The following is a 23,798-nucleotide window of genomic DNA, read 5'->3' as shown; positions in this document are numbered from 1 at the left end:
CCAAAAAATGGCGTAGCCAAACCAGAGGTTTTCCGCTATTCACCATATAGCTGAATGCTGAGTACATTTGTAATGGCGCTTCCATTCCAGTGATACTCTAAATGTTGCGCCTGATGAACATGAGTAATCAGGCAAGGTCGATAGAGTACATAGCAAAAATGCTCTGTATGGCGAACGGAGCGATAATGGATACCGTCCACGTTTTGGGACTTCTGAGTCTGAGCAAAGGCTTTTGCCTGGCTGTAGTCCGTGGCGTGATAGATAGGTGAGGAGAGGAACGGTTCATTTGTGATATCAGACAAGGTTGCGTCGAATGTAGTTAACAGTACGCGCATCTGCACTTTCTGTGCAGGTTCGCAGGTATAACCTAATACACGCTCCTGGTGGTACACCGTTTCTTTGATAGCGGTATCTAACTTAGGAGCACAATAATAGCCGCCAAAATCATCAGTGGTAAATCGTGCTCCCTCCGGATTTAAATGGGTGAATGCCGCCATTACATAACTGCTTCCATGAATACCCACCAGCCAATCGTGTTTTGGCACCAATGACAACTCTCCGGCCTCTTCTTTTAACCGGTCATTGGTCATTGCCTCTATAGCCCAAACAGCCTCAAGTTCGTCGGTGCTAGCAACATCTTCATACAAATCAATTGTTGGATAGCGACTTGGGATTATCCGATAGGCTTTCTCCCCTTCGAACTTGGTTAGTGGCGGCTCTTGCATTAAGCCATTCCCCCACGCCATGCATGCAGCCGTTTGGCAACCTCATACAGGTCAGCCACTCGGCCACTTTTCATCACATCCATGGCTGTGCGTCCAGCAAAGAAAGGATGGCTATTAGGTTTGCGCACCCAGCCATAAATGCTGTCGTCAGCTGTAAACAGCAATCGCAGACACTTATGAATATTGAGGATGTAGCTCATTCGTTCCTGCATGTCCAAGGTTAGACGAATACCTCCACCGGATTCTTTGTATTTGTTCAATGTTGAACGCGATGAAATACCCAGTAATTTCAGTTGTTCATCAGAATTGCAGTGCCATTTATCCAGAATGCGAAACACCACAGGTAGCGCTTTGCTGTGGTCAATGGCGCCATTTAGATGGTCTTTCTGTGCTGTGTTAGCCATATGTCCTCCTGTATAATCTGTGCCAGCCAAAAACTGAGACATGAGTTAACTTAATTACAAGCATAGAGGAATTGTTCATATATGTACAATTAAGACGTAGCTAACCGCATGTGGGAGCAAGACCTGACGCAGAAATGATCTGCCTTCAGAGTCAAACGCGGGTAGGAATTGATGCCCGGTATTATGGGATGAGTGATAATTGCCAAATAAATAGAAAGTCTTAAATATTGTATGGATATATTTTAAGGGAAAAGAAACTAATTAGTTACTCGCTTTATGTCGTTGTACGCAACAGGTGTGATCATATATTTAACAATCAATTAAAATCTAGACGCCGCAAACTAATATCAAATATAACATTCACTCACAGTTACTATTGGCGTGATCAAATGCGTTTTAATACAAATATAAAAAAACCATTTCAAAATGTGTAATCAATAAGGGGATTCCTATATACTTCGAGCCCTCTAATTTAAAATAGCTCTGGGATCATGAAAAAAACACATCTTATTTCTTTAGTCGCAACACCACTTGCATTAGTGCTTTGCGGGGGTTATTGGCTCAACTGTGCTCCATCATATGTAAAAGATGCAGAGGCGCGGGTGAGTTCTTATCTCAGTTATTCATACGGGCCGACGACATGTAAGAGTGATGAGAAAGAGTTGAATGCGTGGACTATGAAATGCCAGATAGCATCAGGGAAGAAGGATTTAAATTACACAGTCTATCCTGCAGAAAAAGCACCAGAAGGGTCATCCCGATCATTTTATATTGTTGCTGAAGATGCAGCTGCTAAACAGAGCGCAAAAGCTGAGTTAATGGTCTATCTCAACATCAATACCCACACTAGCTAATACATTGATATTTTAATGGTTTTTATGAAATGGTAATGTATCAGCGGTGGGATTTTAGAATCAGCGCAATATTATAAACTGAGGTGATTTAGCTTAAGTTACCTCAAGTAAGTCCCTTCAATTTGATCGATCAAATAATGAAAATGTGCATATTTATCAAATGTATTGATAATTAGCATCATCCAAACTAGCACTACAACAACTAGAATTGCTGTTGCAACTTTAAATCCCCATGTCATTGAAAATCATCTTCTTATTTATTTTTATACTATTGCCTGATGGTATCATTTCGGCATGTTATTATTTTGTATTAACTATATCAAAAATGTTTAATACCGGTGCATAACACCGGCAAGGGTATTTATTTAGAGCAATATACGCGAGCATCGCGAGGGGTATAAATCCCCAGAGTGATAAAGCCAAGGAAACCGTCAGCAAATGTCTGCTGCACTTCAGTGCGAACAACTTTATCAGCGCCACCACATACAGCTGCAGCATCAACAGTTTTTGTTTGACCAATTCCGCTAACAAAGAAATGGTGTGTAGTAGTTTGCTGTGGTTTCTCAGCAATATCCTTGTTAATCGTGAATGTTTGCTGGGCGCAGCCAGATAAAATCACAGAAGCAACAACCGCTATCATTAACTTTTTCATATATACCTTATTTTTATTGTGGTCACCATAAACAGCTTTGCATTGTATATGTGGTTATTAAATACGACTAGTAATGCTTAAGAATTATCTCGGCTATCGTTTGATTTCCGTTTATATTCCGAACAAACGGTCGGGACCGACGTTTATCTATGGGGACTTTATGATTGAAAACTCCAGCGCTATTTTGCCTGAAACTGCCGCGTTGCCCCCTCAAATCTGCTAAGATGCGCGCCAGACGCTGTCTGACAGCCCATTAATTGAGAGTATAACTGTGACATCTTTTTCTACCCTAAACGTTCTGCCAGCAGAACAACTCGCCAATCTCACCGAACTTGGTTACCACACCATGACGCCTGTTCAGGCGGCTGCATTACCCGCGATACTGGCTGGGAAAGATGTCCGTGCTCAGGCGAAAACCGGCAGTGGTAAAACTGCGGCCTTTGGCCTCGGTTTGTTGCAACATATTGATGCGAGCCAGTTTATCACTCAGTCGCTGGTGCTATGCCCAACGCGTGAACTGGCCGATCAGGTGGCCAAAGAATTACGCCGCCTTGCTCGCTATATGCCAAATATCAAGGTGCTGACGCTATGTGGCGGCCAGCCATTTGGTGCTCAGCGCGATTCATTGCAACATGCGCCGCATGTCATTGTCGCAACACCAGGCCGTTTACTGGATCACTTGAAAAAAGAGACCGTTAAGTTAAACGCTTTGCAAACGCTGGTGCTCGACGAAGCCGACCGTATGCTGGATATGGGCTTTGCAGATGCAATTGATGAAGTCATCAGCCATGCACCGCAGGATCGCCAGACATTATTGTTCTCTGCGACCTGGCCTACCGCGATTGCATCAATCAGTTCCCGTGTGCAGCGCTCCCCGGAAACTATCGAAATTGATTCAGTAGACGAACTGCCCTCTGTTGAACAGCAGTTCTACGAAATCTCGCGCAGTGGCAAAATCAGCCTGCTGCAAAAACTGCTTAGCAAGCATGAGCCCGCGTCTTGCGTAGTGTTCTGTAATACCAAAAAAGATTGCCAGGCAGTTTGTGATGCGTTGAGTGAAAGCAATCAAAGCGTGCTGGCGCTGCACGGCGACATGGAACAGCGTGACCGCGATCAAACGCTGGTGCGTTTCGCCAACGGCAGCAGCAGGGTGTTAGTGGCAACCGATGTTGCGGCTCGCGGCCTGGATATCAAAGCGTTGGAAATGGTCATCAACTACGAACTATCCTGGGACCCGGAAGTTCACGTTCACCGCATCGGCCGTACCGCACGCGCGGGGGAAAGTGGTTTAGCTATCAGTCTTTGCGCGCCAGAAGAAGCACAACGCGCCAGCGTGTTGGCAGAAATGCTGAACTTGTCCCTGAGCTGGCAACCTGCACCAACCGGTGGCAGCATCAAACCACTTGAAGCGACAATGGCGACGTTGTGTATTGATGGTGGTAAGAAAGCGAAAATGCGCCCGGGCGATATTCTTGGTGCGTTGACGGGTGACATGGGGCTGGATGGGGCGGATATCGGTAAAATCGATGTGCACCCAATGCACGTTTATGTTGCTGTTCGTGAGTCTGTTGCACGCCATGCGTGGAAACAGTTGCAACAGGGCAAGATCAAAGGCAAATCCGTTAAAGTGCGTTTGCTGAAATAAGTCTTCAAAACCTCTCCCTGCGAATCAGGCAGGGAGAGGGATCTGTTATTCCTTCGCGACCGCATCCAATACCCGCACCAACTGTGTGACAAAACCGTATTCGTTATCGTACCAGGCCACGGTTTTAACCAATTGCAAATCGCCAACTTCTGTCACTTCCGTCTGTGTTGCATCAAACACTGAACCAAAATTCGTGCCGACTATATCGGACGACACAATTTCCTCATCGGTATAGCCAAACGATTCATTACCCTCAGTTGCTTTTTTCAGCGCTGCGTTAATTTCCTCTATCGTCACCTTTTTCTCAAGAATAGACACCAGTTCTGTTACTGAACCAGTAAGTGTCGGTACGCGTTGCGCATGCCCTTTGAGTTTGCCTTGCAGCTCTGGTATCACCAGACCAATAGCCTTCGCCGCACCTGTAGTGTGCGGAATAATATTTTGTGCCGCAGCACGAGAGGCACGTAGATCTTTACCTCGCGGTCCATCCACCAGTGATTGTGTACCGGTGTATGCATGGATGGTGGTCATGGTGCCAACTTTAATACCAAAGTTGTCGTGCAGCGCTTTCGCCATTGGCGCCAGGCAGTTAGTGGTGCAGGAGGCGACAGAGAGGATTTTATCTTCTGGCGTAATCGTGTTGCAGTTAACGTTAAAGACGATAGTTTTCATATCGCCAGCAGGTGCGGAAATCAGCACTTTCTTCGCACCTGCGTCCAGATGTGCGCTGGCTTTCTCTTCGGAAGTATAGAAACCAGTGCACTCGATAACGATCTCAACGCCCAATTTCCCCCACGGGATATTTTTCGCCTCTTTTTCGGCATACACCGCAATGTTCTTACCGTTGACGATTAACGCATCATCAGTGTAATCCACTGTTCCGTCAAAGTTATGATAGCTGGAGTCATGCTTAAGCAAGTAGGCAAGCACTTTGGGCGAGGTAAGATCGTTGATAGCGACAATTTCAACTTCGCTTTTGGTTTCAAGAACACGGCGTAATACCAGACGACCAATGCGACCAAAGCCATTGATGCCGATTTTTCTCATGATATGAACCCCACTTTTAATCATCAGGAATTGCTTAATCCTTAATCAACTCTAGTGATAGTTCATAAACCGAGGTGCCGCAAACAGGTTTTGTCAGGGGGGATGTTAGATAATTTCACCAGATGTTAATGATTTTCTAAGAATTAGCCGCTATCCTGGAAAAATCATTGTGACTAAGCAGGACACCTTAATGCGCAGCAAATACACCTCGTTACAGATAACACTTCATTGGCTGGTTTTTTTATTGATAGTGGGGGCATATTGCGCGATGGAACTGAAAGGTTTTGCACCGCGATCGTATCGTCCTGTCTTCAACGCAACTCATGTGACTTGTGGGATCAGCGTGTTCTTTTTGATGATTGCCCGCTTGCTGGTGCGCATTAAATATCGCGCTCCAGCGATTACGCCGAAACCGCATCCTGCTATTACGGGAATGTCCCATTTGGTGCACACGATTATCTATCTGATGTTTATTGTGTTACCGATACTCGGCTTTACAACGGTGTACTTTAAAGGCAGTGACTGGTCGGTGTTTGGCATTCCTATGCCGCATGCGATTGAACCTGATGAGGATATGGAATTTACCATCAAGAGCTACCACGAGCTTATCGCTAACATCGGCTACTTCGTGATTGGCATTCATGCATTTGCCGCACTGTTCCACCATTATGTGTGGAAAGACAATACATTGCTGCGCATGCTGCCAGGGAAAAAGGGCTAAATTCAACGGAGTTGGCCCTCGTCCCACTGAAAATGCGCATAGTGCACCACTGTTAATCGATCATGCCCATGACCTCGTGCTTGCGAATCCTAAAACGCGTATAAGCGATGTAGGGCTACGTAAGCACGACATAAGTCCCGAGCGGAGGCGTCGCTGGTTTTTACAAAATAGCGGTGCAGTTAGCTATCGCAGCACTACTTCAGTTTTTGCTGGAATTGATCAACTAAAATGCAAATAAGTGCGCAGATGGATGCCAATCCACAGGCAGGTATGTACGCAATTAATACCAGTCTGTATGTTGTTTAATCACATATTCCTCAATGTGGAGCACCAAATGCCGGATTACCGCTTTTTTAAAAAAGGTAAACAAACCGTTGTATTAGAAAGGTCTGACACGGATGGAGCCGCTCGGTTGACTGAACAGGGTTACGAAAAACAATTCGAAGAGGTCAGTGCCATTGATGAAAACCACGCGCTTACCCGCTTTGCTGATATCCGCCGGGAAAAACGAATTGACCAGAACAATTTTTTAGCGGGCGCTATAGCCATGCCCTTAATAGGGATTCTGACAGCAGTTGCTATTAATCTTTTTCGCAAAAAGTAGCAGAGCATAAATCCCGTTGGTGCTATGACACCGGAATAGCCACAACACCAACGGCTGCTTATTCTCACCTTCATTCTTCCATTTGTACCATCCCTCGGTGAAAACAATCGCTCTGCTATGATTCCATCATGATTTAAACATTCGTCTTGTTGACGTATTTGCAGACTGACATTTTTCAACGGTGCTTTAATATCTCTGACAATAGTGTACCATACCCCCCTATAGTATAAGGAGGTCAAAATGCCACATTCACCTGAAGACAAAAAACGCATTCTGACTCGCGTGCGACGCATACGTGGCCAGACTGAAGCAATTGAGCGCGCCCTGGAAAATGGCGATCCTTGCATCGCAATCTTGCAACAGATCGCAGCGGTTCGCGGAGCGGCGAACGGCCTGATGGGTGAAATGATGGAGATCCATCTAAAAGACGAGCTGGTCGCGGGGGAAACCTCTGAGGATCAGCGTGCTGTGCGTATGGCAGAAGTCGGTAATTTAATTCGCTCTTATCTAAAATAAAATCCATCCCACCTGACGACGGAAGAAGAACATGAAATCACGTGCAGCTGTTGCATTTGGCCCAGGCAAACCGCTTGAAATCGTAGAAATTGATGTAGCACCGCCACAAAAAGGCGAAGTGCTGGTAAAGATTACCCATACTGGCGTTTGCCATACCGATGCTTTCACCTTATCTGGTGATGATCCTGAAGGCGTGTTCCCGGCAGTGCTGGGCCACGAAGGCGGCGGTATCGTTATGGAAGTGGGCGAGGGTGTTACTAGCCTGAAACCAGGCGATCATGTCATTCCTTTGTACACTGCAGAATGCCGCGAGTGTAAGTTCTGTAAATCAGGCAAAACTAACCTGTGCCAGGCCGTTCGTGCCACTCAGGGTAAAGGTTTGATGCCAGACGGCACCACGCGTTTTTCTTATAATGGCGAACCGATTTACCATTACATGGGCACCAGTACTTTCAGTGAGTACACTGTGGTTGCGGAAATTTCTCTGGCAAAAGTTAACCCGCAGGCACCACTGGATAAAGTGTGCTTGTTAGGTTGTGGTGTCACCACTGGTATCGGCGCGGTGCATAACACTGCGAAAGTAAAAGAGGGCGATACTGTTGCAGTATTTGGCCTTGGTGGTATTGGTCTGGCGGTTATTCAGGGTGCGGTACAGGCGAAAGCCGGGCGTATTCTGGCCATTGACACCAATCCAGAGAAATTCAAACTGGCGACCGAAATGGGTGCGACTGATTGCATCAACCCGAAAGACCACGAAAAGCCGATTCAGGACGTGATTGTCGAACTGACCGACGGCGGCGTCGATTTCAGCTTTGAATGTATTGGCAACGTAAATGTAATGCGTTCCGCGCTCGAATGCTGCCATAAAGGTTGGGGTGAAAGCGTAATCATCGGCGTTGCGGGCGCAGGTCAAGAGATCAAAACTCGTCCGTTCCAGTTGGTAACCGGCCGCGTATGGCGTGGTTCTGCATTTGGCGGAGTGAAAGGGCGCACACAGTTGCCAGGTATGGTGGAAGACGCGATGGTTGGCAAAATCAACCTTGACCCGTTCATTACGCACCGTATGCCGCTTGAACAAATCAATGAAGCCTTTGATTTAATGCACGAAGGTAAATCGATTCGTACCGTTATCCATTTCGGCGATAAGTAACCGTTAAAAACCCCTCGCTGATTGCATTTAATAGCGTATCAGTGAGGGTTCTACTCTCTCAACTGCCCACTATTTTCCCGCATCCAATCCGCTAACGAATCAAGCGTAGGGCGTAGCGACTTCCCTAATTCCGTTATCTGATACTCCACTCTCGGTGGCACTTCTGCGAAGACTTGCCGGGTCACCAATCGTCTGGATTCAAATTGACGTAGCTGGCGCGTCAACTCTTTTTGAGTAATGGGATGAACCGCACGCTGTAGATCGCTAAAGCGCACTGGTTCATCAATGACCATCAAGCGATAAAGAATCGGGATCGCCCATTTCCCAGAAATCAGATTCACGAAACTGACCATTGGGCAGCTTTGATCTGCCGTGGGCAAGGTCGAAAAATTATTTATCACGTTTGCTCCTGTGAATAGTCAATACATCCCATCCAGTGCCTTAGTATCCAAATGGTGCCTACTATCCAAAAGATACTATAGCGTAAATAATGGGCTGACTAGTCAATAGTGAGGTAACGGCAATGGGAAGACTTCAAGGTAAATACGCGTTAATCACCGGTGGCACCAGCGGTATTGGGTTTGAGACGGCGCGGCAGTTTCTTGCGGAAGGGGCAACGGTTGCTATCACCGGACGTAGCGAATCAGGATTATTGGCCGCGAAAGAGCAACTGGGAAATGTACATATTATTCGCAGCGATGCGGGAAATATCGGTCAACAACGTGATTTGGCTGAACAGATTGCACAATGGTGGCCGCGTCTCAATGTGTTGTATGTAAATGCGGGCGACGTAACGCATCATCCACTACAGGACTGGGACGAAAGCAGTTATGACCGGCTGATGAATACCAATCTGAAAGGGCCGTTCTTTTTGATTCAGGCGCTATTGCCGCTTCTGGCTAACCCATCGTCGATAATTGTCTGTGGTTCCGTGAGTGCACATATTGGTTTGCCGCAAAGCAATGTTTACGCGGCCAGCAAAGCCGCAATCCTTTCTCTGGCGCGAACCTTTTCTGGCGAGCTGCACTCGCGAGGAGTTCGGGTGAATGGATTAAGCCCTGGCCCAACAGAAACCCCGGCTTTGGGTAAGCTTGGCAATGGTGCGTCGCAGGAAGTACTCCGCGAAGAGATTCGTGCGCTCGTGCCAATCGGACGTTTGGGTACGCCTCTCGAATTGGCAAAAGCTGCCGTCTTTCTCGCATCCGATGAGTCTGCCTTTATGGTCGGCAGCGAAATATTAATAGATGGTGGGGTAGGTAATTTGTAAGAGCGATTGAAGAGCTCAGTTCGATTTACCACGTTTAAATCGAACTGAGTTATAAAGTCTTAGAGTTGATAAGTCCCGGCGCGGCGCTCTTTCACGTGAAAATGCTGCTCACGAAAATCGGCGGCGGAATCCTCGGCAGCCTGACGGATTTCGTCACTATCAGCCTGATGGCGTAGCAACATGTCAGCACTTTTGACGACCAAATAAAAATGACCATGTGTTTGCGCTGTAGTCTGCCCGGAGAACAACGCCGTGCCTATCAGCAACAAAATCATCCCTAATTTTGATCTCAATTGTTTAACCATTACCATCAACCTCATTAACGTGACGGGCACACTGTATAGATAATTCCGTCTGGTTACTATTCAAGTTTTAGAAAAAATGCAAAAGAATTGTCAGCAGTGTAAAAGGTTCAATAGTTAAGATTTGGTTTACGAATGGTTAATAATTGATATGCCATGCTGGCAAGCATTCGTGTTGGGAATGCCCGCAAACATGGCTATAAAAAGAGGGGTTAATGCGCGACCGACTTTGAAAATAAGTTAATGACTAACACGCCAATAATAATCAATGCCATACCCGCGATCGCCGGCCAATCAAGTTTCTGCCCCAAAAAAATCCAGCCCACCGCGCCGATTAATACAATTCCAGCACCTGACCAAATTGCATAAATAATCCCAGTAGGGATGGTGCGCATGGTTACCGATAGGCAATAAAACGCCACGCCGTAGAACACAATTGTGACCACGCTTGGCCATAAACGGCTAAAGCCTTCGGAGAGTTTTAGTGAAGTGGTCGCAATCACTTCGGCAATAATTGCCACAATCAGCCAGATATAGGTCATGTTCGTTTCTCCCTCACTATTCAGGCCGTCAATGTAAAGATCAAAGCCATTTGTGGCAAGAAATGCCCTCGTTGTCACAGAAAATTCTCAACTGGATTTGCAAAGCCAGGTAGCTTCTTTGCCGGAAATATGACGCCTGACTCTTACCGTAAATGGCTGACAACCCTTAGCCATAGTGGCGTAAAAGTATGGGTGCAGGATGGAGCGGGAACGCAAATGCTGACCGATGCTGAACGGGCGCTGTACCTGAAAGCACCGTCTGCGGGGAAAGTTATCGACGCCCGTTCCAGCCGGCCAGGACAGAATCTACTTCTCGTTGCGTTATATGGAAGCGGCCAGCGGTGTGTTAGCCATCTAAAAATCAATGTCGGATAAGCGTAAACGTTATCCGACATTTTTATCTCAGGACTTAAACCCGGCGGCTGTCATCAGCAGCCGGAATCCCATCCCCACAGCGGTCAAAGCCAAAACACTCGCGCCCCATAACGCCACCATCCATAACAAACGGATCCCGGTCTGTTTCATCAGTGATACCCCTCGCCATGTTGTACTTTTCCGCGAAAAACGTAATAGCTCCAGAAGGTGTAAACCAAAATGATCGGGATAATAAACAGCGCGCCGACCAGCATAAAGCCCTGACTTTGCGGTGGCGCTGCAGCCTGCCAAAGCGTAATTGACGGCGGAATGAGATAGGGCCAGATACTGATGCCGAGTCCGCTAAAGCCTAAGAAAATCAGCCCCAGCGTCAGCAAAAACGGTGTGCTATGCCAGCTTTCCTCGGAACCGACTGCTTTCCATAACCAGATGCTGCACAACACCACCAGAAGGGGTACCGGCAACAGGAAATACAGATTCGGCAGGCTAAACCAGCGGGCAGCGATTTGCGGATGAGCAAGTGGCGTCCAGATACTGATAATCGCGGTAACAGCCAACATCATCACCAGCAGTGGTTTTACGACTTTACGCATGGTTTTCAGCAAAGGATCTTCGCTTTTCATGACCAGCCAACTCGCCCCCAGTAGCGCATATGCCACCACCAGACCAACTCCACAGAACAGATTAAACGGTGTAATCCAGTCCAGTTGAGAGCCACCAAAGGTGCGCCCGATGACCGGGAAGCCAGAAATTACCGCCCCAACCACAATGCCCTGGCAAAACGTCGCCACTATTGAACCACCAATAAATGCTTTATCCCAGAAAGGCCGATGCGCAGGCGTTGCTTTAAAGCGGAACTCGAATGCCACACCACGAAAAATCAGGCCAATGAGCATTAACGTTAACGGAATGGTGAGTGCATCAATAATAACGGCGTATGCGAGAGGGAATGCCCCAAATAATGCAGCCCCCCCGAGAACCAGCCAGGTTTCGTTGCCGTCCCAAACGGGAGCCACGCTATTCACCATCACATCGCGGTCATCTGCGTCACGAACAAACGGAAACAGAATACCGATGCCGAGATCAAAACCATCCATCACGATGTACATAAGTGTGGCGAAGACAATAATGACAAACCAGATAACTGACAGGTCGACGCCCATTAACGTAACTCCTCTAATGATTGAGTTGCCGCAGAGAGCGGACGAGAAGGTGTGCCGTGCGTAGGAGGTGTGTCGTCGTTAAAAGGTTGTGGCCCTTTCTTAATTTGGCGGATCATATAGCTATATCCCACGCCAAATACCGACATATACACCACAAAGAAGGTCAAAAGGCTGATGCTCATCTGCAAGTTGCCGTGTGCTGAAACAGCATCTTTAGTGCGCAGCAGACCGTACACAACCCACGGCTGGCGTCCCACTTCTGTCGTGACCCAACCGGCCAGAATAGCGATGAGCCCGGATGGACCCATCCACAACATAAAGCGCAGGAAGGCACGGTTCTCGTATAAACGATGACGATAGCGCAGCCACAAACTCATCACGCCCGCCAGAATCATCAACATGCCCAAGCCCGCCATAATACGGAACGACCAGAACACCATCGTTGAGTTTGGACGGTCTTCTTTTGGGAACTCTTTTAGCGCTGGAACTTGCTTATCCAGACTATGGGTGAGGATCAGGCTGCCAAGTGCCGGGATTTCAAGACCAAAGCGCGTGCGCTCTTGCTCCATATCTGGCCAGCCAAACAGCAGTAGCGGAGTTGGCTCCCCGGGGACATTCTCCCAATGGCCTTCAATAGCGGCAATTTTTGCAGGCTGGTGTTTCAGGGTATTGAGTCCGTGCATATCACCAATCATGGCTTGCAGCGGAGCAACAATTAACGCCATCCAAAGCGCCATTGAAAACATGGTTTTAATGGCTGGGCTTTTGTTGCCACGCAGCAGATGCCAGGCTGCCGATGCACCAACAAAAAAGGCACTACTGAGGAATGCAGCTACCGACATATGCAACAGGCGGTAAGGGAAGGAGGGGTTAAACACCACCGCGAACCAGTCCACCGGCACCACCTGGCCGTTGTGAATTTCAAACCCTTGCGGCGTTTGCATCCAGCTATTAGAGGCCAGAATCCAGAAGGTCGAGATAAGCGTGCCTAGTGCCACCATACAGGTGGCAAAGAAATGCAGCCCAGGCCCGACACGTTTCCAGCCAAACAACATCACGCCCAGGAAACCGGCTTCCAGGAAAAATGCCGTCAGCACTTCATAGGTCAAAAGCGGCCCAGTGATGCTGCCCGCAAATTGAGAAAAACCGCTCCAGTTAGTGCCGAACTGATAGGCCATTACCAGCCCGGACACCACGCCCATGCCGAAGTTAACCGCGAAGATCTTTGACCAGAAATCGTATAGCGAACGATAAGTCGGATTTTTAGATTTCAGCCATAACCCTTCCAGCACTGCCAGATAGCTGGCAAGCCCGATGGTGATGGCAGGGAAAATAATGTGGAAGGAGACAGTAAATGCAAACTGAATTCTTGCCAGATGAAAAGCGTCTAAACCGAACATGCAGTACTCCGCATAAAAATTGATTCGATTCGATTGTAAGCCGCGTCACACCTGGGTTGTAGAAACAGACTCTCAGCATAAAGCTATAACAGTTTTCACTTAACGATAAAAAATCCCGGCCATGCGACTCCGCAATTGCCGGGATGAATTCAAACACAGCAATGAATATCTTTTTTATGTACACACCATTTATGTGTAATTCAGAAACTGAAAATCTACAATTGAATACGCCTTAATTGTTAAGTTTATTTAATATTTATGCGCGCAGTAACATTGCTTAAATTGGCCTGGAAATAGCATGGGTATTAATCAGGAGTTAAACATGTAAGGCCCACGGCCGTTGGCCTGGAAGGGTTTGATTTGAATTTAAAATATTAGCCGCAAATAAACTTTAGCGGCTAATGGGTTCTATTTCTTTTATGCGACTTTCGAGACAGACACTGAAACTTCATATCCTATTAGATATAAGGCCTGCTCCAGAGTTTCTACTTTCGATGCGTGGCTGACATCCAAAAGCCTGTCAATCTGAGGGCCTTTCTGATTAAGTTTTCTTGCAAGGTCAGCCTTTCTTGTCCCGGTATTAATCATGGCGTTGTGAAGAGTGGCCTTCAGGCATGTAAGCACAGGAAGATGAATCACTAACTCGCCCTCCAGCACAGCCGATGGCGTTGGCACTGGTATGCGTGAGTCAATTAATTCGCCAATCATCGCTGTAATAGCATCCCTGGCCTCTAGTTCAATATCATCCTCAGCAAAAGCGACTGAGTGCAAATTATCAAAATCACGAGAGCTTATTTCGTACTCATCAGTATCGTCATTTAACGCTGCTGTTACCGAAAATTTAAACATTTACCTGACCTTGTTTCTGGTGATGCAAGCACAGTAACATATAAGGTTATAAATATAACAAAAATGTTGTCTTTTATTTTTTAGCAACAACGATAATCCAGAACGATCTCTGTATGTATGGCTGTTTTTTGTCATCACTCGAAGAATTTCATTACCAATAATACTTGAAGTGACTGTATAAACCCCGAAGCTCTATATATGGCGGGTGAAAGTTAATTGTTTTGTTGAATAAACCACTGCACCACAGTAAAAATAGATAACTAACCATATATAAGAACATGGTAACGCAATGACCGACGGAGCTTTAAACCACTCTTTCCATGTGCCATTTCACGGTAAAACAATAATTGCCGAGACTACACCTGGTTGTAAGGGGCATATTTTGATGCTCCATGGGGGAGGTAAGGATCGCAAGGTTTTCTCTAAATATCGCCTTCTTTTAAAAGAGTTAGGTTATGGAACGACTGTTTTTGACTTCATCGGTCACGGGGAGACCGGAGGGGAGTTATATGAGTCTTCTCTCTTGAGCCGTACCAGGCAAGCAGAGGCTGTCATTGCCCATCTGAATCATCCTTTGTCAGGATGTATGGGTGTAAGCATGGGGGCCTATAATGCGCTGCATCTAAGTACCTCTATTCAACTGAGATCCTTGATTCTCATGGTTCCAGGTGTTTACGCAAAGTCCGCTTACAAGGTCAAATTTGGTCCTGATTTTTCACAAATCATTCGTAAACACCGAAGCTGGGAAGCCACAGATGCATGGGATATTGCAGCTGGATTCACGGGTAACTTGCTTGTTATTGCAGCACAGAATGACGCGATCATTCCTTCTGAAATACCCCAAAAGCTGGCGGATTCTGCAGTGAATGCTGCCAAAAAAGATCTTCTGATTATTCCGGGGGCAGGTCATAACAGCATATGGGATAGCTTAATGCTGTCTCCTGACTTATATGAAAAAAACCGTTCTGCTTTTGAACGCTGTTTATCTAAATAAATAGCGGAGTTACCGCTAAACACTTGCAGAGAAAAAGCGTTATTTGCCTATAACAGTTTACTAAATTGGCGTATTTTTAGCGCTCTGATATAGAAATGGTACTGCCAAAAAATGAAAAAATACCAGCACCTTGCCCAACAGATTATCGATCAAATTGCCCTAGGTGCATGGCTTCCTGGGGATAAGTTGCCGTCGCTACGTGAGCAAGTCACGCTAAGTGGCATGAGTTTTATGACAGTTAGCCATTCCTATCAGACACTTGAGAGCCAGGGCGTAATTGTCGCCCGGCCGCAGTCCGGCTATTACGTGGCATCTCGCCCGGCAACGCGGAGTGCGATAGCTCCTGTAAAAGTGACGCGTGATGAAGCGGTAGATATTAATACCTACATTTTTGATGTGTTGCAGGCCAGCGGCGACTCAACCGTAGTGCCATTCGGCTCCGCGTTCCCCGACCCACGTTTATTCCCGCTGCAACAACTTAACCGCTCGCTTGCGACCGTCAGTAAAACGGCAACAGCGATGAGCGTGATTGAAAATTTGCCACCGGGTAATGAAGCGCTGCGCCACGCAATTGCTCGACGTTATGCACAACACGGAATGCAAGTTTCGCCGGACGAAATTGTCATCACCGCTGGCGCGCTAGAAGCGCTAAACCTTAGTCTACAAGCGGTGACCGAACCGGGGGATTGGGTGATCGTTGAAAACCCCTGTTTTTACGGTGCACTACAGGCGCTGGAACGCTTGCGTTTAAAGGCTCTGTCTGTGGCGACCGATCCGCAAAACGGTATCGATTTAGTGGCGCTGGAACAGGCGCTCAACGATTATCCAGTAAAAGCCTGCTGGTTAATGACCAACGCCCAGAACCCGCTTGGCGTGACGTTGTCACCAGAAAAGAAGCAGCAACTGGTTGAATTGTTGCAACAACACGATGTGACACTCATCGAAGATGACGTATATAGCGAGCTTTATTACGGCCGCGAACGTCCATTACCGGCACGTGCATATGATGCTCAGGGTATTACGCTGCATTGTTCGTCATTTTCAAAATGTCTGGTGGCGGGATTTCGTATTGGTTGGGTGGCGGCAGGAAAGCATGCACGTCGTATTCAGCAGCTTCAGTTAATGAGCACACTTTCCACAAGCTCGCCGATGCAGTTGGCTCTGGTCGATTATCTGGCGACCAAGCGCTACGACACGCACTTACGGAAGTTGCGGCGCATTCTGGCTGAGCGTAAACAGCAAACCTTGCAGGCGCTACATCAGCTTTTCCCCGCGGAAGTAAAAATCCATCACACTGAAAGTGGCTATTTCGTCTGGGTTGAACTGCCGGAATACATGGATGCCAGCGTGCTTAGTGAGCAGGCTATAACCCATAAAATCAGTATCGCGCCGGGCAAAATGTTCACCACCGGGGGCGCCTGGCATAACTATTTTCGCCTGAATGCTTCATGGGCTTTAGGTGAGCGGGAACAACACGCGGTGGAGACATTAGCGAACCTCATCAGAAATCAAATTAAGGAGTAGCCATGGCGTACCACACTGAACGCCTGATTCTACGGCAATGGAAACAGAGCGACCGCGAGCCGTTTGCCGCGTTAAATGCTAATCCTGAAGTGATGCGCCACTTTCCGAAGACGCTTACGCGTGAAGAAAGTGACGATATGGCCAAGACTATCGAACAACGAATGGCGGAGAACGGCTGGGGTTTTTGGGCTGTGGAGGAGAAAAGTAGCGGGGCATTTATAGGTTTTGTTGGGCTAAATGTTCCCGGCTATGAGCTGCCTTTTTCACCGGTTATTGAAATTGGCTGGCGGCTTGATAACGCATTCTGGGGTAAGGGCTATGCACCAGAAGCGGCGCGTAAAGCATTGGAAATCGGCTTTAAGCAGTATGGGATGAAAGAAATTGTGGCATTTACCGCGCTGGATAATATCCCTTCGCAGTGCGTGATGGAAAAAATCGGTATGCAGCGCGGTGAGGAGTTTGATCATCCCCTTCTGGATGAAGGGCATCCCTTACGGCGACATGTTGTTTACCGGATCGCCAACCTAAAGTGACATCGATAACTCTGCTGCAGCACGACGTAACGGCGGCAATATTTGCGCACGAAGATCGGCCACTGTAAGTTCTGCAGCAGGTACTCCTACGTTCATCGCCGCCACGACTTTTCCACCGTGTGCCAGCATCGGCACCGCTACAGAACGCAGTCCAATTTCAAGTTGCTGGTCGTTAATGGCATACCCCTGGCGGCGCACTAGCGCAATCTCCTCGCGCAATTGTGCAATTGTCGTAATCGAGTATTGGGTGTAGCGGATAAGCTTTGCCCGTCCCAGCCATGCTTCAAGTTCTGCCTCCGGCAATGCGCTTAACAGTACGCGGCCCATTGATGTGGCCCATGCCGGCAGGCGACTTCCCCGGCCAATATCGATGCTCACCAGGTTATTGACTGCCGTGCGTGCGATATACAGCACGTCATCTCCATCAAGTGTGGCGACCGAGCAAGATTGGCTCAGGCTTTTACTCAGGTTATCCAGCGATATTTGCGCAGCTTTTGCCAGCGGCGTACCCGCCAGATACGCATGCCCAACGGTCAGTACTCGCGGCAGCAATTCATAGCTGCGGCCATCAGGGCTATGCACCATACCCAGTGTCGCAAGGGTATACAGGCAACGGCGTACAGCGGCGCGTGAAATATGGGTTTTCTGGCTCAGTTGCGAAATAGTCAAACGCTGGCGCTGGGGGGTAAAAGCGTTGAGCACTTCCAGGCCACGAGCCAGAGAGAGCATAAAATTAGGGTCGCGTTTTGCAACAGATTGAATTTCTTCATTTTCGCTCGCCATAACTTCAATGTTTTCAGGATTGCTGCCTGCCATTTAAATGTCCCACGGTCGCGTCAGAATGTTCTTCAGAATGCGCTAACCGCTGCTTAGCGACAATCGTGAATCAATCAATATGAAGAATATTCCACTGGGATCACAAATTAACGGTGAATAAGCGAAACGCGTCGATAATCGCACATAAATTCGATTACCGCCGTTGACGCCAGGACGAGTGAACTCCTATTGTCAGAAAACACCGCTAAGTTTGCAGGGGCTATTCAACCGCAACCGATGGGTGATAACTATTTGATTAAAAGTGCCCAAGGGAAGAGATATGAGCGCCACTATCGAACAACTCGACACCGTGATTGTTGACCTGCCGACCATCCGGCCACACAAACTCTCCATGACCACCATGGGATGCCAGACTTTGGTTATCCTGCGTCTGACTCGCTCAGACGGTATTGTCGGGATTGGCGAAGCGACAACCATTGGCGGCCTGAGTTACGGCGTAGAAAGCCCGGAAGCTATTAAATCGGCAATTGATACCTACCTTGCGCCACTGCTCATCGGGCAGGCAGCAGATAATGTGAATGCCCTTGTGGCGCTGATGAACCAGTGTGTGCGTGGCAATACCTTCGCTAAATCAGCTATTGAAACCGCACTGCTTGATGCTCAGGGAAAAGCGCTTGGTCTACCGGTAAGTTCGCTGCTGGGTGGCGCACTCACCACGAAACTTCCGGTGCTATGGACGCTGGCCAGTGGCGACACCAGCAAAGACATTGCTGAAGGTGAAAAGCTGCTGGAAGAAGGGCGGCATAACGCCTTCAAACTTAAAATTGGTGCGCGAGATTTCCGCACCGATATGCAACATACCCGTGCCATTGTGGTCGCACTTGGCGATCGAGCCAGCATTCGAGTTGATGTGAACCAGGCGTGGGATACCAGCACCGCCGTGCGCGGTTGTGCTGAGCTTGATGCAATGGGTATTGATCTGATTGAACAGCCTGTGGCGGCACAAAACCGTGAAGCACTGGTACATCTTAGCCAGCACTGCCGGGCAGCTATCCTTGCCGACGAAGCGGTTGCCAGCAGCGATGACGGGTTTGATATTGCCCGCCGTGGTTTTATTGGTGCATACGCGTTGAAAATTGCTAAATCAGGTGGTCCGGCAAGTGTTTTGCAGCTGGCCCATGTGGCTCAGGCTGCGGGAGTCGGTTTGTATGGCGGGACGATGCTGGAAGGGACTATCGGTACGGTTGCCTCCTTACATGCCTGGTCAACGTTGCCGTTGCAGTGGGGGACTGAAATGTTCGGCCCACTATTACTGAAAGATGACATTATTGAGAACCCGCTGCATTTTGCCAATAGTTCCGTCGAATTGCCTCAAACTCCAGGGCTTGGCGTAACAATTGATGAAGATAAACTCAACTATTATCGCCGCAAGGATTGAGGTGAATGACATGTTATTTAAAGTTGAAATGACGGTAAATATTCCACTAGATATGCCGGAAGCAATAGCTACAGAAGTTAAAGCTAAAGAAAAGGCCTATTCGCAAGCTTTACAGCAAGAAGGTAAGTGGCGACATATTTGGCGCGTTGCCGGTCTGTATTCAAATATCAGCATTTTTGATGTCAAAGATGCTGATGAACTGCACGAAATATTAATGGGGTTGCCGCTATACCCTTACATGGATATTCAAGTGGACGCTTTGTGTCGCCATCCATCATCAATTCGTAACGACGATAAGTAAATAACAATAATAATCTATCTTAACCATGCTCTTTTTTAGGGTGTGGTTCCCTACAAATAAGCAATGAGACAATCATTATGACAAAGAACTTTATTAACCAACCTGAAGTGCAAGCATTATTAAGAGAGAGTGCCGGTTTAAATAGTGCGGAGGGTGATGAGCGTTTTAAGAATATTATTCATCGCCTGTTAGAAAATATTTGTGCATTGATTGATGATTTTAATGTTACAGAAGAAGAGTTCTGGCACGCAGTTAATTATCTGCACGAGTTGGGTGGCAGCAAAGAGGCGGCATTATTAGCCGCTGGCCTTGGCATTGAGCACTACCTGGATTTACGCCAGGATGCTCTGGATGCAGCAGCCGAGATTGAAACCGGCACCCCACGTACTATTGAAGGCCCCCTGTATGTTGCTAACGCGCCACTTTCTCAGGGCCATGATCGCATGGATGACGGGAAGGACAATGGTAAAACCATGTGGCTGTTCGGAACTGTGCGTGACACGAAAGGCAACCCGGTGGCAAATGCTGTTGTTGATATCTGGCACGCCAATACGCTGGGTAACTACTCCTTCTTCGACTCAAGTCAGAGCGAATACAACCTGCGCCGCCGCATTAAAACTGGTAGTGATGGGCGTTACAGCGTGCAAAGTATTGTGCCATCAGGCTACGGTTGCCCACCGAACGGCCCGACACAGCACCTATTGAATGGTTTAGGACGTCACGGAAATCGCCCAGCACATATTCATTTCTTTGTTTCCGCGCCAGGCCATAAACATCTCACCAGCCAGATCAATCTCAGTGGTGACAAATATCTGTGGGATGATTTTGCCTTTGCAACTCGTGACGGATTAATTGCCGATCCGGTAGAAGTGACCGATACGCAGACTATTAAAACGCGTGGCTTAAATGGCCCGCATACCGAAGTGAATTTTGACTTCACGCTTTGCGTTTCTCATTCACCAGAAGAAGAGTCCCGTATCGCTCGCCTGCGCGCCAAAGAATAATAAGAGTGCCAGCACAAGCTGGCACCGCTTTCACCTCTGGCCACATATTACATCGCGAAATAAAAGATCCCCAACGGGAGATTAAGCTATGCAAAATAAACTGGATTTATTAAAGAAAAAAATCAGTAACGCGCTAATTGTTGATCGTGAAAATAACATTTATCGCTACAACAGAAATATCTTTATTGACGAGCAGCTATTTGAACTCGAAATGAAACATATATTTGAAGGAGGTTGGGTCTATCTGGCCCACGAAAGCCAAATTCCTGAGCCAGGTGATTATTTCACGTTAACCCTTGGTAGGCAGCCAATAATTATTACACGTGATAAAAAGAATGAATTGCACGGTTTAATTAATAGCTGTGCTCATCGTGGTGCCATGTTATGCCGCCGTAAAGCGGGTAATAAAAGCTCGTTCACCTGCCCATTCCACGGTTGGACGTTTAGCAATAACGGTAAGTTACTAAAAGCTAAAGACGAGAGTGTGGGTGGCTACCCAGAAAACTTTAAGCAACACGGTTCCCACGATCTTAAAAAGTTACCGCGCTTTGAGTCATATCGCGGGTTCCTGTTTGGCAGCCTTTCAGAAGATGTTATGCCGCTTAATGATTATCTCGGTGAAACTCTAAAAATCATCGATCTGATAGTGGATCAGGCACCTGATGGGCTCGAAGTTCTGCAAGGTGCATCGAGTTACATTTACGAGGGTAACTGGAAACTGGGTGCTGAGAATGGGGCCGATGGTTATCACGTCAGTGTCGTCCACTGGAATTATGCCTCGACTATGTCGCGCCGTAATTATGAAGAAGAGGGGACTCAGGCGGTGGATGCCAATGGCTGGTCGAAAAGCATTGGCGGTGGCTACGGTTTTGAACATGGGCACATGCTGCTCTGGACGCGAGCACTTAACCCGCAGGTACGCCCGGTATTTGCCGAGCGTGAACGTTTGACTACCCAGTTTGGTGAGTTGCGTGCCGATCAAATGGTGAATGAAACGCGCAATCTATGCCTGTACCCCAATGTTTATCTGATGGATCAGTTCTCCACTCAAATCCGTGTAATCCGCCCTCTGGCGGTGGATAAAACCGAAGTCACAATCTATTGCTTCGCACCTAAAGGCGAAGCCTCTGAAACACGAGCCACACGCATTCGCCAGTACGAAGATTTCTTCAATGTCAGCGGTATGGGCACGCCGGATGATTTGGAAGAGTTCCGTGCCTGCCAGAATGGATATCTCGGGCAAAATCTTGAATGGAGCGACCTGAGCCGTGGAGCGCAGCATTGGGTTTATGGGCCTGATGAACATGCCCAAAAAGCAGGGTTTGTGCCGCAAATGAGCGGCGTACGTTCCGAAGACGAAGCGTTGTACATCGCGCACCATCATCACTGGCAGCAAACCATGCTGGCGGCGATTGAAAAAGAGCAGCGCAGTTACGACGCCTCCATTACCCAACGTGTGGAGGTGACGCCATGAGTCTGGATATCAACGCTATCAGCCAGTTTCTCTATTATGAAGCGAGTCTGTTAGACGATCGTCAATGGGATGAATGGATTAGCTGCTATAGCCCGAAAGTGGTGTACTGGATGCCAGCCTGGGGCGATGACGATCAACTCACTACCGATCCTTATAGCCAAATTTCACTAATTTTTTACCCAAACCGCCAGGGTCTGGAAGACCGTGTATATCGCATTAAAACGGAGCGTTCCGGGGCCAGTACGCCCGAGCCAAGAACGACGCATATGCTGTCAAATATCGCCATTGTCGGCCAAAGCGGTAACAGCGTCGATGTGCGCTACAACTGGGTGACACATAGCCATCGCTATCAGCAGAGCGGTTATTTCTTTGGCACCACATACTGCACCCTGGATTTGAGCGAAAGTCGCCCGCAAATCACCCGCAAAACTATTCATCTGAATAACGATTACATCCGTCAAGTGATCGACATCTATCACGTCTGAGAAGAGGTAATGCCATGAGCTTTAACATCGCCCTCAACTTTGAAGATGGGGTCACACGCTTTATTTCCTGCAATGTGGGTGAAAAGGTGCTGGATGCGGCCTATCGCCAGAAAGTGAATTTACCGATGGATTGCTCTGATGGCGTATGCGGCACCTGTAAGTGCCACTGTGCGAGCGGAGAGTACAATCTCGGTGAAGATTTTCTGGAGGACGCGCTCACCGAAGATGAAGTACAGCAACGCCTGGTACTAACTTGCCAGATGGTACCCGACTCTGATTGTGTGATTGATGTGCCAGTATCAGCGTCGGCCTGCAAAACAGGCATCGGCAGTTTCGAGGGGACGGTAATACGCAGTGAACCACTGACATCCAGCGCAATAGAACTGGTCATCGGCCTTGATAAGGGCATCGATTTCTTGCCAGGGCAGTACGCCAATATCCAGATCCCTGGTGGGACACAGGTACGCGCCTATTCGTTTAGTTCGCTACCTGGTGATTCGCAGGCAAGTTTTCTGATTCGCAATGTTCCTGGCGGCATGATGAGCACCTGGCTTGCGCAGCACGCGAAAGCAGGGGATGTATTAACGCTCACAGGCCCAATGGGTAGTTTTTATCTGCGCCCGGCGTTACGCCCGATTTTGATGTTGGCCGGTGGTACGGGACTGGCACCGTTTCTTGCCATGCTTAAACAGTTGGCGAAAACTCCCGCCGAACAGCCGATTACGCTGCTTTATGGTGTGACGAAAGATACCGATCTAGTGATGGTCGAGGTACTTAACGAACTGGCGGCTCGCTTGCCAAATTTGACCTGGCTGCCGGTAGTCACCGATGAAGCTTCCGCCTGCCCACAAAAAGGCTATGTCACCGATCACTTCAGTGAAGAGTTGCTTAACCAGGGTGAGGTGGATGTGTATCTGTGCGGGCCACCACCGATGGTTGATGCGGTTTTACGCAGTTTCCGCGAGCGCCAAATAACCCCAGCGAATTTTCATTACGAAAAATTCACTCCCAGCCAGAATGCAACGGACAGCGCGGCAGCCTAAGGAGCCATA

The 23,798-nt window shown here is 48.0% G+C and carries 29 protein-coding genes and 1 pseudogene; 18 read left to right on the top strand and 12 right to left on the bottom strand.

Features of this window, described 5'->3' with window-relative positions; all coding sequences use genetic code 11:
• Positions 1-35: 35 nt before the first annotated feature.
• Both GC128_RS06240 and GC128_RS06235 read right to left on the bottom strand, forming a co-directional pair.
• The gene (locus tag GC128_RS06240) at positions 36-725 is read right to left on the bottom strand and encodes an RES family NAD+ phosphorylase (protein WP_151993577.1); all 690 of its coding nucleotides are present in this window, start codon (positions 723-725) and stop codon (positions 36-38) included.
• Positions 725-1,129, bottom strand: coding sequence for an MbcA/ParS/Xre antitoxin family protein (locus GC128_RS06235; RefSeq protein WP_151993576.1), 405 nt, complete (start codon positions 1,127-1,129; stop codon positions 725-727). The genes GC128_RS06240 and GC128_RS06235 overlap by 1 nt, the downstream gene beginning before the upstream one ends.
• 491 nt (positions 1,130-1,620) lie before the next feature.
• On the opposite strand from GC128_RS06235, the gene GC128_RS06230 reads away from it, so the two are divergent.
• Positions 1,621-1,983 carry a hypothetical protein gene (locus tag GC128_RS06230; RefSeq protein ID WP_151993575.1) on the top strand — a complete coding sequence of 121 codons (363 nt, stop codon included), beginning with the start codon at positions 1,621-1,623 and terminating at the stop codon, positions 1,981-1,983.
• Positions 1,984-2,344: 361 nt separating this feature from the next.
• On the opposite strand, the gene GC128_RS06225 is transcribed toward GC128_RS06230, so the two are convergent.
• Entirely contained in the window at positions 2,345-2,635 is a 291-nt protein-coding gene (locus GC128_RS06225) for a Bor family protein (protein WP_034455482.1), read from the bottom strand.
• A 271-nt stretch (positions 2,636-2,906) separates the two neighbouring features.
• Between GC128_RS06225 and dbpA the strand changes: the two genes are divergently transcribed.
• The gene (gene dbpA, locus GC128_RS06220) at positions 2,907-4,280 is read left to right on the top strand and encodes an ATP-dependent RNA helicase DbpA (protein WP_151993574.1); all 1,374 of its coding nucleotides are present in this window, start codon (positions 2,907-2,909) and stop codon (positions 4,278-4,280) included.
• Positions 4,281-4,325: 45 nt separating this feature from the next.
• On the opposite strand, the gene gap is transcribed toward dbpA, so the two are convergent.
• The gene (gene gap, locus GC128_RS06215; RefSeq protein WP_151993573.1) at positions 4,326-5,327 is read right to left on the bottom strand and encodes a type I glyceraldehyde-3-phosphate dehydrogenase; all 1,002 of its coding nucleotides are present in this window, start codon (positions 5,325-5,327) and stop codon (positions 4,326-4,328) included.
• Positions 5,328-5,517: 190 nt separating this feature from the next.
• Between gap and cybB the strand changes: the two genes are divergently transcribed.
• The 5 genes and pseudogenes from cybB to GC128_RS06190 all read left to right on the top strand — a co-directional run bounded on the left by cybB (position 5,518) and on the right by GC128_RS06190 (position 8,318).
• The gene (gene cybB / locus GC128_RS06210; RefSeq protein ID WP_151993572.1) at positions 5,518-6,048 is read left to right on the top strand and encodes a cytochrome b561; all 531 of its coding nucleotides are present in this window, start codon (positions 5,518-5,520) and stop codon (positions 6,046-6,048) included.
• 19 nt (positions 6,049-6,067) lie between these two features.
• Positions 6,068-6,223 (top strand): annotated as a pseudogene (locus GC128_RS23070) (XRE family transcriptional regulator); the annotation flags it as partial.
• A 159-nt stretch (positions 6,224-6,382) separates the two neighbouring features.
• The gene (locus tag GC128_RS06200; protein WP_151993571.1) at positions 6,383-6,652 is read left to right on the top strand and encodes a hypothetical protein; all 270 of its coding nucleotides are present in this window, start codon (positions 6,383-6,385) and stop codon (positions 6,650-6,652) included.
• Between the two features lie 240 nt (positions 6,653-6,892).
• A complete protein-coding gene (locus tag GC128_RS06195) occupies positions 6,893-7,168 on the top strand; it encodes a metal/formaldehyde-sensitive transcriptional repressor (protein WP_064519147.1) in 276 nt (91 codons plus the stop codon).
• A gap of 31 nt (positions 7,169-7,199) precedes the next feature.
• On the top strand, positions 7,200-8,318 hold the full coding sequence (locus GC128_RS06190) for an S-(hydroxymethyl)glutathione dehydrogenase/class III alcohol dehydrogenase (RefSeq protein WP_151993570.1): 1,119 nt from the start codon (positions 7,200-7,202) through the stop codon (positions 8,316-8,318).
• Between the two features lie 50 nt (positions 8,319-8,368).
• Here GC128_RS06190 and GC128_RS06185 read toward each other — a convergent pair whose 3' ends face one another.
• On the bottom strand, positions 8,369-8,671 hold the full coding sequence (locus GC128_RS06185) for a winged helix-turn-helix transcriptional regulator (protein ID WP_151993635.1): 303 nt from the start codon (positions 8,669-8,671) through the stop codon (positions 8,369-8,371).
• Positions 8,672-8,841: 170 nt separating this feature from the next.
• Between GC128_RS06185 and GC128_RS06180 the strand changes: the two genes are divergently transcribed.
• A complete protein-coding gene (locus GC128_RS06180) occupies positions 8,842-9,585 on the top strand; it encodes an SDR family oxidoreductase (protein WP_151993569.1) in 744 nt (247 codons plus the stop codon).
• Positions 9,586-9,644: 59 nt separating this feature from the next.
• On the opposite strand, the gene GC128_RS06175 is transcribed toward GC128_RS06180, so the two are convergent.
• Together GC128_RS06175 and GC128_RS06170 are read right to left on the bottom strand one after the other, a co-directional pair.
• Positions 9,645-9,890, bottom strand: coding sequence for a DUF2554 family protein (locus GC128_RS06175; protein ID WP_064519219.1), 246 nt, complete (start codon positions 9,888-9,890; stop codon positions 9,645-9,647).
• A gap of 209 nt (positions 9,891-10,099) precedes the next feature.
• Positions 10,100-10,429, bottom strand: coding sequence for an SMR family transporter (locus tag GC128_RS06170; protein WP_034457061.1), 330 nt, complete (start codon positions 10,427-10,429; stop codon positions 10,100-10,102).
• A 129-nt stretch (positions 10,430-10,558) separates the two neighbouring features.
• On the opposite strand from GC128_RS06170, the gene GC128_RS06165 reads away from it, so the two are divergent.
• Positions 10,559-10,804: a hypothetical protein gene (locus GC128_RS06165; RefSeq protein WP_193216223.1), complete on the top strand. Its 246-nt coding sequence runs from the start codon at positions 10,559-10,561 to the stop codon at positions 10,802-10,804.
• 27 nt (positions 10,805-10,831) lie between these two features.
• Here GC128_RS06165 and GC128_RS06160 read toward each other — a convergent pair whose 3' ends face one another.
• From GC128_RS06160 to GC128_RS06145, 4 genes are all read right to left on the bottom strand, one after another.
• Positions 10,832-10,954: a DUF2474 domain-containing protein gene (locus tag GC128_RS06160; RefSeq protein WP_064519133.1), complete on the bottom strand. Its 123-nt coding sequence runs from the start codon at positions 10,952-10,954 to the stop codon at positions 10,832-10,834.
• Entirely contained in the window at positions 10,954-11,967 is a 1,014-nt protein-coding gene (cydB, locus tag GC128_RS06155; protein ID WP_151993568.1) for a cytochrome d ubiquinol oxidase subunit II, read from the bottom strand. The genes GC128_RS06160 and cydB overlap by 1 nt, the downstream gene beginning before the upstream one ends.
• Positions 11,967-13,367 carry a cytochrome ubiquinol oxidase subunit I gene (locus GC128_RS06150; protein ID WP_151993567.1) on the bottom strand — a complete coding sequence of 467 codons (1,401 nt, stop codon included), beginning with the start codon at positions 13,365-13,367 and terminating at the stop codon, positions 11,967-11,969. The genes cydB and GC128_RS06150 overlap by 1 nt, the downstream gene beginning before the upstream one ends.
• Before the next feature lie 417 nt (positions 13,368-13,784).
• The gene (locus GC128_RS06145) at positions 13,785-14,216 is read right to left on the bottom strand and encodes a type II toxin-antitoxin system HicB family antitoxin (RefSeq protein WP_151993566.1); all 432 of its coding nucleotides are present in this window, start codon (positions 14,214-14,216) and stop codon (positions 13,785-13,787) included.
• A gap of 289 nt (positions 14,217-14,505) precedes the next feature.
• On the opposite strand from GC128_RS06145, the gene GC128_RS06140 reads away from it, so the two are divergent.
• The 3 genes from GC128_RS06140 to GC128_RS06130 all read left to right on the top strand — a co-directional run bounded on the left by GC128_RS06140 (position 14,506) and on the right by GC128_RS06130 (position 17,267).
• Entirely contained in the window at positions 14,506-15,210 is a 705-nt protein-coding gene (locus tag GC128_RS06140; protein ID WP_151993565.1) for an alpha/beta hydrolase, read from the top strand.
• Positions 15,211-15,321: 111 nt separating this feature from the next.
• On the top strand, positions 15,322-16,734 hold the full coding sequence (locus tag GC128_RS06135) for an aminotransferase-like domain-containing protein (RefSeq protein ID WP_151993564.1): 1,413 nt from the start codon (positions 15,322-15,324) through the stop codon (positions 16,732-16,734).
• 2 nt (positions 16,735-16,736) lie between these two features.
• Positions 16,737-17,267, top strand: a complete 531-nt coding sequence (locus GC128_RS06130) for a GNAT family N-acetyltransferase (RefSeq protein ID WP_151993563.1) — start codon at positions 16,737-16,739, stop codon at positions 17,265-17,267.
• Here the strand turns inward: GC128_RS06130 and GC128_RS06125 are convergent.
• A complete protein-coding gene (locus GC128_RS06125) occupies positions 17,259-18,050 on the bottom strand; it encodes an IclR family transcriptional regulator domain-containing protein (RefSeq protein WP_151993634.1) in 792 nt (263 codons plus the stop codon). The genes GC128_RS06130 and GC128_RS06125 overlap by 9 nt on opposite strands.
• A 313-nt stretch (positions 18,051-18,363) precedes the next feature.
• On the opposite strand from GC128_RS06125, the gene GC128_RS06120 reads away from it, so the two are divergent.
• From GC128_RS06120 to benC, 6 genes are all read left to right on the top strand, one after another.
• A complete protein-coding gene (locus GC128_RS06120; protein ID WP_151993562.1) occupies positions 18,364-19,482 on the top strand; it encodes a muconate cycloisomerase family protein in 1,119 nt (372 codons plus the stop codon).
• A 10-nt stretch (positions 19,483-19,492) separates the two neighbouring features.
• The gene (gene catC / locus GC128_RS06115) at positions 19,493-19,783 is read left to right on the top strand and encodes a muconolactone Delta-isomerase (protein WP_151993561.1); all 291 of its coding nucleotides are present in this window, start codon (positions 19,493-19,495) and stop codon (positions 19,781-19,783) included.
• Between the two features lie 77 nt (positions 19,784-19,860).
• Entirely contained in the window at positions 19,861-20,787 is a 927-nt protein-coding gene (gene catA / locus GC128_RS06110) for a catechol 1,2-dioxygenase (protein WP_151993560.1), read from the top strand.
• An 88-nt stretch (positions 20,788-20,875) separates the two neighbouring features.
• The gene (locus GC128_RS06105; protein WP_151993559.1) at positions 20,876-22,261 is read left to right on the top strand and encodes a Rieske 2Fe-2S domain-containing protein; all 1,386 of its coding nucleotides are present in this window, start codon (positions 20,876-20,878) and stop codon (positions 22,259-22,261) included.
• The gene (gene benB, locus GC128_RS06100) at positions 22,258-22,746 is read left to right on the top strand and encodes a benzoate 1,2-dioxygenase small subunit (RefSeq protein ID WP_151993558.1); all 489 of its coding nucleotides are present in this window, start codon (positions 22,258-22,260) and stop codon (positions 22,744-22,746) included. Before GC128_RS06105 ends, benB begins: the two co-directional genes overlap by 4 nt.
• 14 nt (positions 22,747-22,760) lie before the next feature.
• Entirely contained in the window at positions 22,761-23,789 is a 1,029-nt protein-coding gene (gene benC, locus GC128_RS06095; protein WP_151993557.1) for a benzoate 1,2-dioxygenase electron transfer component BenC, read from the top strand.
• Positions 23,790-23,798 lie beyond the last annotated feature (9 nt).

The organism is Buttiauxella massiliensis (genome assembly GCF_902500225.1).
GTDB classification, from domain to species: domain Bacteria; phylum Pseudomonadota; class Gammaproteobacteria; order Enterobacterales; family Enterobacteriaceae; genus Buttiauxella; species Buttiauxella massiliensis.
This window is presented reverse-complemented; position numbering and strand designations above follow the sequence as displayed.